This is a genomic window from Bradyrhizobium sp. 23AC, assembly GCF_054863025.1.
In genome coordinates, this window is record NZ_JAVAYN010000014.1 from 144,991 (window position 1) to 157,515 (window position 12,525).

14 protein-coding genes are annotated in these 12,525 nt (G+C 64.8%); 6 read left to right on the forward strand and 8 right to left on the reverse strand.

Features of this window, described 5'->3' with window-relative positions:
• Positions 1-20: 20 nt before the first annotated feature.
• From kynA to RAD10_RS27970, 4 genes are all read right to left on the reverse strand, one after another.
• Complete coding sequence (kynA, locus tag RAD10_RS27955; protein ID WP_461620014.1) at positions 21-860, reverse strand: tryptophan 2,3-dioxygenase; 840 nt, start codon at positions 858-860, stop codon at positions 21-23.
• A gap of 36 nt (positions 861-896) precedes the next feature.
• Positions 897-1,706 carry an alpha/beta hydrolase gene (locus RAD10_RS27960; RefSeq protein WP_461620015.1) on the reverse strand — a complete coding sequence of 270 codons (810 nt, stop codon included), beginning with the start codon at positions 1,704-1,706 and terminating at the stop codon, positions 897-899.
• Positions 1,707-1,997: 291 nt separating this feature from the next.
• A complete protein-coding gene (locus RAD10_RS27965; RefSeq protein ID WP_461620016.1) occupies positions 1,998-3,275 on the reverse strand; it encodes an ArgE/DapE family deacylase in 1,278 nt (425 codons plus the stop codon).
• A gap of 54 nt (positions 3,276-3,329) precedes the next feature.
• On the reverse strand, positions 3,330-4,055 hold the full coding sequence (locus tag RAD10_RS27970; protein WP_461620017.1) for a pyridoxamine 5'-phosphate oxidase family protein: 726 nt from the start codon (positions 4,053-4,055) through the stop codon (positions 3,330-3,332).
• Between the two features lie 76 nt (positions 4,056-4,131).
• Here RAD10_RS27970 and pdxR point away from each other — a divergent pair, with 76 nt between their 5' ends.
• Both pdxR and RAD10_RS27980 read left to right on the forward strand, forming a co-directional pair.
• Positions 4,132-5,622 (forward strand): MocR-like pyridoxine biosynthesis transcription factor PdxR, encoded by a 1,491-nt coding sequence (pdxR, locus tag RAD10_RS27975; RefSeq protein ID WP_461620018.1) that lies wholly within the window; start codon positions 4,132-4,134, stop codon positions 5,620-5,622.
• Positions 5,623-5,689: 67 nt separating this feature from the next.
• The gene (locus RAD10_RS27980; RefSeq protein ID WP_104463142.1) at positions 5,690-5,935 is read left to right on the forward strand and encodes a DUF6719 family protein; all 246 of its coding nucleotides are present in this window, start codon (positions 5,690-5,692) and stop codon (positions 5,933-5,935) included.
• Here the strand turns inward: RAD10_RS27980 and RAD10_RS27985 are convergent, their stop codons facing one another.
• The 3 genes from RAD10_RS27985 to RAD10_RS27995 form a co-directional block, all read right to left on the reverse strand.
• Positions 5,936-6,301 (reverse strand): hypothetical protein, encoded by a 366-nt coding sequence (locus tag RAD10_RS27985; protein WP_028144962.1) that lies wholly within the window; start codon positions 6,299-6,301, stop codon positions 5,936-5,938.
• Positions 6,302-6,335: 34 nt separating this feature from the next.
• On the reverse strand, positions 6,336-6,500 hold the full coding sequence (locus RAD10_RS27990; protein ID WP_461620019.1) for a hypothetical protein: 165 nt from the start codon (positions 6,498-6,500) through the stop codon (positions 6,336-6,338).
• A 622-nt stretch (positions 6,501-7,122) separates the two neighbouring features.
• The gene (locus RAD10_RS27995) at positions 7,123-7,671 is read right to left on the reverse strand and encodes a CreA family protein (RefSeq protein WP_461620020.1); all 549 of its coding nucleotides are present in this window, start codon (positions 7,669-7,671) and stop codon (positions 7,123-7,125) included.
• A 208-nt stretch (positions 7,672-7,879) separates the two neighbouring features.
• On the opposite strand from RAD10_RS27995, the gene RAD10_RS28000 reads away from it, so the two are divergent.
• The 4 genes from RAD10_RS28000 to RAD10_RS28015 all read left to right on the forward strand — a co-directional run bounded on the left by RAD10_RS28000 (position 7,880) and on the right by RAD10_RS28015 (position 11,874).
• A complete protein-coding gene (locus RAD10_RS28000; protein ID WP_461620021.1) occupies positions 7,880-9,460 on the forward strand; it encodes a L,D-transpeptidase in 1,581 nt (526 codons plus the stop codon).
• A gap of 94 nt (positions 9,461-9,554) precedes the next feature.
• A complete protein-coding gene (locus tag RAD10_RS28005; protein WP_461620022.1) occupies positions 9,555-10,124 on the forward strand; it encodes a glutathione peroxidase in 570 nt (189 codons plus the stop codon).
• Positions 10,125-10,289: 165 nt separating this feature from the next.
• Complete coding sequence (locus RAD10_RS28010) at positions 10,290-11,315, forward strand: polysaccharide deacetylase family protein (protein ID WP_461620023.1); 1,026 nt, start codon at positions 10,290-10,292, stop codon at positions 11,313-11,315.
• Positions 11,316-11,322: 7 nt separating this feature from the next.
• Complete coding sequence (locus RAD10_RS28015; RefSeq protein ID WP_461620024.1) at positions 11,323-11,874, forward strand: dihydrofolate reductase; 552 nt, start codon at positions 11,323-11,325, stop codon at positions 11,872-11,874.
• A 4-nt stretch (positions 11,875-11,878) separates the two neighbouring features.
• Here RAD10_RS28015 and RAD10_RS28020 read toward each other — a convergent pair whose 3' ends face one another.
• Entirely contained in the window at positions 11,879-12,331 is a 453-nt protein-coding gene (locus RAD10_RS28020) for a DoxX family protein (protein WP_338306866.1), read from the reverse strand.
• Positions 12,332-12,525: the final 194 nt, after the last annotated feature.

Below are 12,525 nucleotides of genomic sequence, written 5' to 3' on the forward strand. Positions count from 1 at the left end.
AGACATTTCTTTGGGCATTTCTACAGAATGGTGCGGACGCGCCAGAGTTCGGGGAATAGCTCGACCTCCAGCATGCGCTTGAGATAGCTGACGCCACCGGTGCCGCCAGTGCCGCGCTTGAAGCCGATGACGCGCTCGACCGTCGTCACGTGGTTGAAGCGCCAGCGGCGGAAGTAATCCTCGAAATCGACCAGCTTTTCAGCGAGCTCGTAGAGCATCCAATGCGTCTCCGGCGCCTCGTAGACGACGCGCCACGCCTGCAGCACGCCTTCGTTGAAGCTGTGGGTCTCGCGAACGTCGCGCGCGAGCACCGCCGCCGGCATCTTCAGCCCGTTGCGGTCGGCGAGCCTGAGCACCTCGTCATAGAGGCTGGGCGTCGCCAGTTCAGCTTCGAGCAGCTTCGTCGTCTCCACATCGTGCGTGTGCGGCTTGAGCATGGCGTGGTTGCGATTGCCGAGCAGGAATTCGATCAGCCGGTATTGCCGCGACTGGAAACCGGAGGACTGTCCGAGCTGCGAGCGGAAGCGCGTGTATTCGCTCGGCGTCATCGTGCGCAGAACGTCCCACGCGTTGTTCAGCTGCTCGAAGATCCGCGACATCCGCGCCAGCATCTTCATGGCGGGCTGCACCTCGTCACCGGCGATGGCACGGCGGGCGGCACTGAGTTCGTGGATGGCGAGGCGCATCCACAGCTCCGTGGTCTGATGCTGGATGATGAACAGCATCTCGTCATGCGCTTCCGACAACGGATGCTGCGCGCCCAGGATCGCATCCAGCGCGAGGTAGTTGCCGTAGGACATGCGCCGGGCGAAATCGGTCTCGGCGCCTTCGCTCGTGGGATCGTAATCGCTGGACGTCATGGACAGGCCCTTTCGATCGATCTTCCCCGGGTTTGCTCAGTCGAGGCCGATCAGGCGCGCGGTGATCGGCGATGACGGATCCTTCAGTCCGTCGATCACGGTAAAATGGTTCAGACCGGGATCGACGACGAGGCGTGTCGGCACGTCGAAACCGGTCCAGACATTGGCCAGCAGGTCGGACTGGCGGATGAACTCGGGGCGCTCGCCACCACCGACCCAGGCGGTCACGGGCGAATGGCCGCGCGGCAGATGCAGCGCTGCGCTTTCGAGGCTCGCCTCTTCCATGGTCATGCGCAGCGTGTCGTTCATCTTCGTCTGCAGCAGCGGCCGCAGATCATGCAGGCCGCTGATCGAGAGCGTGCCGGCGATGCGGTTGTAGACGACGGGCTCGAGCGGACTGTCGTCGCACAGCATGCGCGTGACGAGATGGCCGCCAGCGGAGTGGCCGGCGAGCCGGATCGGCCCGGAGACGAGCGAAGCCGCCTTGGCGATCGCCGCGGCGATCTCGGCGGTGATTTCGGAGATGCGTGCGGCCGGCGTCAGCGTGTAGCTCGGCAACGCCACCGTCCAGCCATGCTGGCGCGCGCCTTCGGCCAGATCCGTCCAGGTCGACTTGTCGAAGCGCATCCAATAGCCGCCGTGGACGAAGACGACGAGGCCCTTGCTTTCGCTGTTGGGCAGGATCAGGTCGAGGTGCTGACGCTCACCGGCGCCATAGGCGATGTCGGGGCGAAAATTCTTCAGCCCGGCACGGTAAGCCGCGGCCCGCTCCGCCCATTGTCCAGGCATCTTGTCCGAGCCCGGGATATGGGCCGAATTGGCGTAAGCATCATCCCAATCGCGCATCGTGACTTCCCTCGGCGGACTCAAGGCCCTGCGAATCCGCCTTCGCTCTTCGAGCTACGGCGGACAAGCCGGGCGCCAGTCTGCCATCGGCGCGGCCGGCATCCTAGTCTTTATTTTAAGCTTAAAGGATTTGGGGGAGCCGGTGGATTGGGCAAAGGGTGCTCCAGTTGAGATACCGTAGGGTGGGCAAAGCGAAGCGTGCCCACGCACTTGGTCATGTCGGATAGAACTCGTGGGCACGGCGCAAGGGCGCCTTTGCCCACCCTACGAGAGCCGTGCCTGAGGCGCCTGCTACGCCTTCTCCACCCCGCACCATTCCGCGATGAACAGCGCCATCGCCTTGGTCGTCTTCTTCAGCGACTCCAGCTCGACATATTCGTTGAAGCCGTGCATCTCGCCGCCGCTGGCGCCGAAGCACAGGCTGGGGATGCCGTGGTTGAGGCCGTAGAAGCGGGTGTCGGTGAGCGCGGTGAAGACAAGATCCTCCACTGCACCGCCATAGACCTTGTCGAACGCCTTGCCGAACGCGGCCTCCGGCGCGGCGGCACCGGTCAGCTCATAGCCTTCCGACAGGAAGCCCGACCATTCGATCTCCGGCGGATTGTTGGCGAGAAAGCGGTGGTTGCGCGCCGCGGCGGCGACGCAGGCCGCAATTTCCTTCTGGTGATCGGCGATCGACCAGCCCGGCAACACCGCGATCCGGCAATCGACATCGCACCAGGCCGGCACGCTGGAGGCCCAATCACCGCCCTTGATGATGCCGGGGTTGAAGTTGATGGGATGGTTCAGCGTCTTGAAGTGCCTGTCAGCCTTGGCGCGCTCGTTCCATTCGATCTCGAGCTTTTGCAGCGCCTGGATCAAATGATAGGCGGCCATGATCGCGTTCGCGCCGGAGCCCGCAAACGCGACATGGGTCGGGTGCCCCTTCACCCGCAGGCGAAACCAGATCACGCCGACCTGCGAACGTACCATCTTGCCGCCGGTCGGCTCCGGAATGAAGCAGGCGTCCGCGCGATAGCCGCGCTGCAGCGTCGACAGCGCGCCGACGCCGGTGCTCTCCTCCTCGATCACCGACTGGAAATGGATCCGCGCCGTCGGCTTGAAGCCGGCGGCCTTGATCGCATCGAGCGCATGGAGCGCGCCGATGGTGCCCGACTTCATGTCGCAGGCGCCGCGGCCGAACATCTTGCCGTCCTTGATGACTGGCGAGAACGGCGGCGTGTCCCACAGTTCCAGGGGGCCTGCGGGCACCACGTCGCAGTGGCCCTGCAGGATCAGCGATTTGCCGCCATTCGTTTGCGGACGGTAGGTGCCCACCACCGAACGCGCCTTGGAGAAATCATGCTCGATCGGACCGAAACCGCGCAGGTCCTTGAGGTCGTCGACATCGATGTGCCAGTCGTCGACCTCGTAGCCGCGCTCGCGCAGGAGGTCGCCGATCATGTCCTGGCACGGCCCCTCCGCCCCGCGGGTCGAAGGGATTGCGACAAAATCGCGTGTGGTGGCGAGCTGGGCCTCGAAGCCGGCATCGACGGCGTCGAGAATCCTCTGTTGCGTTTCGGCATTCATCAGGCAACTCCCGGCATTCCAATGGTTCCCAAGCAGCGCGCAAGCTAGCCGATTTCAGCCGTTCGGGTACTCCACAAAATATGCATCCCGCAATGCATCTTCGAGCAGGCGGCCTTCCGAATAGCCGTTCAGCGTCGCAGGCCGGCTGACGCCGTCGAGCAGGCGCGGGCACGGCTCCGGCGCGCCGAGCACGGTGCGCACCGCGATGCGCTCGGCATAGATCGGCAGTGCATAGTCCTCGTCGTCGTCGGCGACACCCTTGGCGCGAACCTTGGCGGAGGCCTCCTCGATCTCCATTGCGATGAAGGAGGTCGCCTTGATCTCCTGCGTGTTGCTGGCCCGCAGGCTCGCCGTGCGGTCCGGAAAGAAGCGGTCGACCATCGCGATCACCGCGCGCTCCTTCTCCTCGGGGTCGGTGACCAGATAGGCGGTGCCGAACGCCATTACCGCACGGTAGTCTGCGGAGTGATTGAAGCCGCAGCGCGCGAGCACGAGGCTGTCGAGATGTGCGACGGTGAGACACACGCGCTCGCCCTTGGTCTGGCTGCGCAGCATCCGGCTTGCGCTCGAGCCATGCCAGTACAGCTTGGTGCCCTCGCGCCAGAAGAAGGTCGGCGTGCAATAGGGCTGGCCGTCGATCACGTAGGAGACGTGGCAGAGCATCGAGGAATCCAGGATGCGATGAACCGTGGCGTGGTCGTAGAAGCCGCGGTCGTGCCGGCGCTTCACCTGGTTGCGCACTGAGGTCGGATAGGAATTCGAGGTCTCGGTCTGGCTCACGGCCGCTCCTGCTCGGATTGGAAGAAATCTGGAAGCAGTTGTAGCGGCGCATTTGGTCTGCGATAGTTCCAATTCCATGCGAAATATTCCGACCAATTCTCTCCCCTCACCGGCCAAGCCTTCCTTGCCGACAAAGACGGAGCTGCCGCTCGACCTCACCGGCCCGCACGTCACGCCAGGCGCCTCCGCCGCACACCGGCTCTATCAGGCGCTGTGCGAGATGATCGTCTCCGGCCTCGTCAAGCCCGGCGAGCCGCTGCCGCCGTCGCGAACGCTGGCCAGGCAGACCGGCTTTCGGCGCAACGCTGTCGTCATCGCCTATGAGCGCCTGATCGCCGACGGCTTCGCCGAGGCGACCGTCGGCTCCGGAACGTTCGTCGCGGCGCGCATTCCTGCGCGCACGGCCGAGCCGAACAAGGCGAAGGTCATCGTCGAAACACCGGGGCAAGGCGCGTTCGCGCTCGGCTGCACCCATATCGACGAGCGCGCGGTGCAACGCTTCCGCGCTTTCGTCGGCCGGCGCATGCGCGCCTTCGGGGCCGAGCATTTGCATTATGGCGATCCCCGCGGCAGCCGCGAGCTGCGCGCGGCGATCGCCGATCATCTGTTGTCGGCGCGCGGCCTGCGCTGCGACCCCGATCAGATCATGCTGACGTCGGGCACGCTGCATGCGCTGCGCATCGTGCTGAGCGCGATTCTGAAGCCGAACGACCAGGTCTGGTGCGAGGACCCGGGTTACCCCGCCGCGCGAAAAACCATCGCGCATTGCGGCTATCGCGCCGTGCCGGTTCCGGTCGACGAGCACGGGATGCGGGTCGCCAAGGGACGCACTGCCGGCCCCAACGCGCGCGCGGCCTATGTCACGCCGTCGCACCAGTTTCCGCTGGGCGTGCAGATGTCGATGCCGCGGCGGCTCGAGCTTCTGGACTGGGCCAAGCAGGCCGGCGCTTTCGTGCTGGAGGACGATTACGACAGCGAGTTTCGCTATGACGGCGCACCGCTGATGTCGCTCGCCGGCATCGATCGCCTCCAGCGCGTGATCTACCTCGGCACGTTTGCCAAGACGCTGTTTCCGGGCCTGCGCATCGGCTATTGCGCCCTGCCCGAACGCCTGATCGCGGACGTGACGGCTGCGCGCGCGGCGCTCGACCGCTTCCCCGGCACGCTGATGGAAGGTGCGGTCGCCGACATGCTCAACTCCGGCGCCTTCGCCGCCAATCTCAAGCGCGTGCGAAAACTCTATCGCGACGCCCGCGACGTGCTGGCCGAAACGCTGGAAGCCGCATCCGATGGCGCGCTCTCGGTACCAGTGCCATCGCAGGGCCTGCATCTCGTCGCCCGGTTTGATCGCTCGGTCGACCTGGCGGTAGCAGCGCGGGCCAAGCAGGCGGCCGGCGCGGAAGGCTGGCTATTGGCCGACACCTATTCGCGCGCGCGCCCTCTGCCCGGCTTCGTGCTGGGATTTTCCGGCCACGCGGTTCCACAGCTCATCGCCTCCGCCGAACGGCTCGCGCGGGAATCGCGCACCGCGCTGCGCACGAGGAACAGATCAGCCCGGCGGCCCTGACAAAGGTTCACTATCAGAATCGCGAGCCCGTCCTTACATTGCGGTATCAATGCCGGGATCTTTCGCCATGCTTTTCCGCCGTGCAGCTTGCCTCTCGCTCCTGATCTCCGCCGCGTTCGTGACGACGGCGCACGCCGTCACGGTCGGACGCGAGCAGGACATCACCGATCTCAAGCTGGGCCAGCGCGTGCAAGTGGATGACGGAACCTGTCCCGCCGGACAGGTCAAGGAAGTGCGCGGAACGAAGATGACCGACAAGGGCGTCGCGCGCACCGCCGCCTGCGTGCCGCGCTACGGTCCGAAGACGAAATAGTTACTGCTTCGCCGGATCGAACATGCACTGCAAGGTTGGCTTGGCGATCTTGGTGAAGGTCGGACCGATCTCGCCCTGCTTGGACGTCGGCACCCAGTCGGTCTCGATGGTGGGCACGCCGGTCTCGCTGATGCCGCGCAACAGCGCCTCGCGCAGATCGCGGTCCTCGACGGCGGCTGCGGCGTGATCGTGCAGGCAGCCGCAGACTTCCTCGGGATGTTCCCACCGCCCGAGCATCCGCGGCGCGCACTGGCGCACGAACTCAGTGCGGGGATCCGGTAACCTGGTGGGAGCGCGCACCTGCGCCTGGGCGGCATTGATCGTCAGAACGGACACGAAGGCAGCGGCGCAAAATCGAACGATCATGATGGCCTTTATCGGCTGATTTTCTTGTTATCGATCAGAAGCGCGCGGCAACCACGATCGACTGCGACGTCGTGGGGATGATCGGCGAGCCGCTGTACTGGAAGGTGCCGACACCGGGGAGATTGCCGTCTGGCGCACCCGCGAACGAAGAGCCGGCAATCACGAAACCGAAGGCAAGGATGAAGCTGAGCGCGCGCATGGACTTGTCTCCGAATTTCCGTGGCCGGCGGTGCGCCGTTCGTCGTTGTGAAGCTGATAACCATGGGCGGTTTCGCGCGTGATGCGCCAAAAGCGCAAAATGGTTTCATCTTGCGTGAGAATTGTTTCGTCCGGCCCGAGACGACGACACAATTCTCCGAAAAGACCAATCATTTCAGACGGGTCCTGCCGCAGCTCAAAGTCCCCCTCCAAGTTCCGGATGCCGTGCACGCACACACCGGACGTCGCCGCCGTCATGCTCCCGCCTCACCCACTTCACACGCATTTTACGTTTTTCTGCTGAATGGAGCGGCAAACGAAGGCTGGGTCGAACCGGGAGAACGCCGGCCGCGACCCAAGCCATCGAAGCCAGGACGCCCGGATCACCGGGCGCATTCACTTGAGGGATGGCCATTATGGCGGCGCAAGATCGCGCAATGCCGCGCGAGGCGGACCAACGGACGGACCGCGGAGATCAACGATCGAATCGCGTCGCCTCAGCCGGCGCAATGTCGTTGCAGTCTGGCCGCGGCTTTGAAGCCGCGCCACAAGCGTTCGTGCGCCTGACCGGCTCGCACCTTGTCAAACCGCGGGCCAGCCGCGCTGAGTGAAACGCAAGCGCGTCACTGAGTGAAGAACTCGCCGCACTTCTGGATGTTTGCGTCCGCCGGTCCCCACGGCATGATCGGCACGGTCGAGGTCGAGTTCTTCGGCGAGCCCTCGATCAGCCTGTCCGAATAGACCATGTAGACCAGCACGTTGCGCTTGCTGTCACAGCCGCGCACGATCTGCATCTTCTTGAAGAACAGCGAGCGGCGCTGGCGGAACATGTCGTCGCCCTGCTCCATCTTGTTCTTGAACTTGATCGGGCCGACCTGGCGGCAGGCCAGCGAGATATCCGAGACCTCCTCGGCAAGGCCCAGCCAGCCCTTGAATCCGCCCTTCTCCGGCACGGTGAAATGACAGGCGACTCCCTCAACTTCGGGATCGTCGAGACCATAGGTCGCGAGCTTGTCGTTCGGGCTCATCCATTTGAACACGGTGGAGCGGCGGAAGATCAGATCGGGCTCGTCGGCGGCCGAAGCGGATGCCGCCGGCACGACCAGGGCAAGGAGGAAGAAAGCTAAGCCTTTCAAGCGGATGCCGGAAAGACCGAGGAAACGAGATGACATGAAGTTCTCCGCTAACAAGTCGCCACAATGTAGGCATGAGGCAGCCGCTCAGGAAGACGACGGACGGACGGGCGCGGCCGCCGTTTACCGCTCCGTGAGGCTTTTTTGCTACGAGTTGGACAAATGTAGCTGATGGCAGAACCGCCCTGCTGGTGAACGCGTATCCCCTCTGCGAGACTAACTTCTGATTTGGATTATGGATTCGAGGATGAGCAGCGTGAACGGGTCGGGTTTTTCTGCCAAGCCGGCGCGGCTGTGGCAGGTCGCCATTTTGACGGCGGCGGGTGTGATCGGCGCGACCAGCCAGGCAGACGCAGCATTTTATTATTGGACGGATTATTCTGACGGGTCCTATTACGCCCGGCAGGACCGGCATCCCGAAACACCGCGTCAGAAGCCGCCGAAGCGCGGCGCTGCCGTCAAGAAGGAAGCTGTCGCAGGGAAGGAAGCCGGGACCAAGCCCCAAGGGCCGCTGGTCATCGTCGTATCGATCGACCGGCAGAAGGTCACGGTCTACGACACCAACGGTGTGTTCGCGGAATCTCCGGTGTCGACAGGCATGAAGGGCCATTCGACGCCGATGGGTGTGTTCAGCGTCATCCAGAAGCACAAATTCCACCACTCCAACATCTATAGCGGCGCGCCGATGCCGTACATGCAGCGGATCACCTGGTCCGGTGTCGCCATGCATGCCGGCGTGCTGCCGGGTTATCCGGCCTCGCATGGCTGCATCCGCATGCCGATGGCGTTCGCGGTGAAGATGTGGAACTGGACCAGGATGGGCGCGCGCGTCATCGTCGCGCCCGGCGAGATGACGCCGCACAGTTTCTCCCATCCCCTGCTCGCCTCGTCGCGCGTGCCGCCGCAGCCTGCGGCCAGCCTGGAGCCGCAGACCAATGTCGGCGACAAGGCCGACAAGGGCACCGCGCCGACCAAAGCCGCCGAGACCAAAACTGCCAGCGCCGACAGCGTGCTCGAGCTGCGCACCTCCGTCGGACACGTCGCGATGTCGGATGTGACCACGGGCAATGCGTCAGCCCGCGAGGAAGCCGCCGTGCCGGCCGACAAGACCAAGACGGCCGAGGCATCCGACGCGGCCAACCCTCAATCGGAGGAAGCCGCCAAGCCGGCTAGCGACGACAAGCCCGCCACCGACAAGGTCGAAGCTGTCAAGACCGAGCCGGTCAAGACTGAAGCCGCGGACTCCGCGAAGACGCCCGATGCGCCGGCGCCTGCGCTCGCCGCCTCGCCCGACGCGAAGAAGGATGACGGCCGCGTTGCCGAACCGGCGGTGGCCGGAAAGCCGGAAGCGCCCAAGCGGGCCGGCCAGATCGCCGTCTTCATCAGCCGCAAGGATTCCAAGCTCTACGTGCGGCAGAATTTCGCGCCGCTGTTCGAGGTCCCGATCACGATCGCGACGAGCGACCGTCCGCTCGGCACGCATATCTTCACCGCCGAGCTCGACAAGACCGACTCCAATGCGCTGCGTTGGTCGGTGGTGTCGTTGCCGGTCTCCGCCCGTTCCGCGGCCCGCGAGGACGACAGCCGCCTCACGCGCCGCAAGGGCGGCGCTGCGGTGATCCCTGTCGCCGCCAAGCCTGTGATTGCCAAGCCCGTGGTCACGCCGGACAGCCCGGCCGCGGCCCTCGACCGCATCTCTATCCCCGCCGACACCATGGCGAAGATCAACGAGATGCTGACATCAGGCGGCTCGATCATCATCTCGGACCAGGGCATCAACCAGGGCGAGACCGGCGAAGGCACCGATTTCATCGTCCGCCTGTACTGACCTGTTTCACGGCGCCCCCGATAACGCGGTGTTGACGAGGCAGGTCGCGGCGGCGGAGTAACATGCGGCCCGGATCATTTCGGGGGACGCCGTCATGATAGATCGCAGAACGATGCTCACCGCGGCGCTTGCAGGCATGCTCGCGCCGGCAACGCGCGCGCTCGCCGATGGCGGCATGAGCCGGATCTCGGCCTATGCCTTCTCCTTCCCCGCTTTGTCCGGCGACGACATCCGCCTTGCCGCCTTCACTGGCAAGCCACTGCTGGTGGTCAACACGGCCTCGCTCTGTGGCTACACGCCGCAATATGCCGGCCTGCAGGAGATCTGGAACGAGTTTCGCGCGCGGGGGCTCACCGTGATCGGCGTGCCCTCCAACGATTTCGGCGGCCAGGAGCCGGGCGGCAGCAGCGAGATCACGGAGACCGCCCACCACCAATATGGTGTTACCTTCCCGGTTGCGGTTAAGGCGAACGTCGTCGGCGCAAAGGCGCATCCCTTCTACAAATGGGCCGCCGACGCGCGGCCGCGGGAAGTTCCGCGCTGGAACTTCCACAAATACCTGATCGGGCGCGACGGCTATATTGCCGAGGTCTTTCCGTCCGCGGTCGAACCGGCCGACACGCGGATCAAGACGGCCATTGCCAGGACGCTGGCCGACAGTTGACGCGCGGCGCCCCAATCCGGCTGGGCACAATTGTGGCGGGATGCCAAACAGCCGTTGCAATGGCGATGGCCCACCATCTAGGCTAGGATCGTTTGGGGCAGGACGGTTTTTGCCGAGGGCGAAAAGCAGCGGCGGAACAACGGGATCAATCTCGAGGACAACACCATGCGTGTGGCGGCAGGACTGATTTTGGCAAGCGCGATGTCGGTTGCAATGACCGGCGCAGCATGGTCGCAGACCCCGGCCGCAAAGCCCGCAGCTGCGACGCAATCCGCACCCGCGGCGACGCCGGCCGCGGCCGCGCCTGCTGCGGCTCCGCCGGGAGCTCCCGCGGCAGCCGCCGCGCCGGCAGGCTTCGTCAATCCGCCTCCGCCCAAGCAGGCGCCGCAGCCGGCCCGCGCGGCCTGCAACACGCCGGGCGCGCTCGGTGTCGCCCGCACCGTCGAGATCGACACCACGGGCGGTCCCGGCTTCGGCTTCGAGCATTTCAAGGACCTCGACTTCCTGCGCGACAAGGAGGTGGTGCTGACCTTCGACGACGGCCCCTGGCCGAAGAACACGCCCGCCGTGCTGAAGGCGCTCGCCGACGAATGCACCACCGGCATCTTCTTCTCGATCGGCAAGCACGCGACCTATGAGCCGGAGATCCTGAAGCAGGTCTACAACGCCGGCCACACCGTTGGCACCCACACCTGGTCGCACGCCAATCTCAACAACAAGAAGCTTAACGAAGCGCAGCGCAAGGAAGAGATCGAGAAGGGCCTGTCCGCGGTGAAGTGGGCGCTCGGCGGCATCTCGCCCTCGCCGTTCTTCCGCTTCCCGGCGCTTCAGCATCCGCCGGAGATGGTCACCTATCTCGGCAACCGCAACACCGCGATCTTCTCCTGCGATATCGACTCTTTCGACTTCAAGGCTTCCAAGCCCGAGAAGGTGGTCGAGACCGTGATGAAGAAGCTCGACACCAAGGGCAAGGGCATCATCCTGATGCACGACTTCCAGAAGCACACTGCGGAGGCCCTGCCCGAGCTGCTCAAGCGCCTGAAGGCCGGCGGCTACAAGGTGGTGGCGATGCGCGCCAAATTCCCGGCCTCGTCGCTGCCCGAATACGACCAGGAGCTGCTCAAGGACGCCAAGCTGCCGACGGTGAGCCAGCGCCCAGTCAACTCCGTGGTGACGACCGTTTCCGAATAGACGGCCATTGTCTTTCCGTATCGAAGGCTACGTCATCGTCTCGGCGGACGGCATGCTCGCCGACGCCGGCCACGTCATGCCCGACAGCCTGAGGTTCGACGGCGACAAGCTGTTCTTCGAGCAGGCGCTCGATCGCGCCGCGCTGATCGTGCACGGCCGCCACTCGCATGAGCAGCAGCCGAATTCGCCGAAGCGCAAGCGGCTGATCCTGACCCGCAAAATCAAGGCGCTCACCGTCGATCCGGAGATGCCGAACGCGACGCTGTGGAATCCGGAACAGGCGAGCTTCGAGGAGGCCAGCGCCTTTGCCGATGTCGCCTCCGGCATGATCGCCATCATCGGCGGCCCAGCCGTGTTCGAGATGTTCATGGGCCGCTACGATACGTTCTGGCTGTCGGAAGCCCCGCATGTGCGTCTGCCCGGCGGCGAAGGCTGTTTCGTCGGCGTGCCCCAGCGCAGCCCGCAGGAGGTGCTGACGTCGCACGGGATGCAGCCGGGCGCGCCGTATTTGCTCGACGCGGCGCATGAGGTGACTGTGACACCCTGGCGCCGACCCTAGGCCCTCAGACGTCCCCGTACGCCGCCTCGGCCGGACGCGTGGTGCGGCCGTATCCCATGATCATGAACAAGGCGCCGATGATCGAGAGATTCTTCAGCGCGTCGACCACCATCTTGGCGTTGTCGGGCGGCGCCTGGTTCCAGAAGTCGTCGAACAGCACGGTCGCGACCGCGACATAGACGATCATCAGCATCGCGAAGAACCGCGCGCCGAAATTCAGCGCGATCATCAGCCCCGCGATGATCTCGAGCGCGCCCACGGCGATCGCCAGCAGCTGCGGCGTGGTCATGGCGGTGGCGGTCTCCACCTGCTTGGCGTAAGGCGCGACGATGTCGGGCACCACGACCTTGGTGGCAATGAAGTCGGCGGTCGCCTGGATGGCAAAGAGCTTGGTCGCGCCCGTGTAGATGAACAGCACGGCGAACAGGATTCGCCCGAAAGTCACGAACGCTGGCATGATCGGCCTCTTGGCAAAGCGCTAAGCACGGAACGCGCGAGGATTATGAAGAGTCGCGCGCCGCTTTACAAACGGGGAAATGGAGAACTGAAAGTAATTCAAGGTTGGCCGTCTCTTCCCTTCTCCTTGTGGGAGAAGGTGGCTCGCCGCAAAGCGGCGAGACGGATGAGGGGTATCTCTCGGCGCGGAAACTC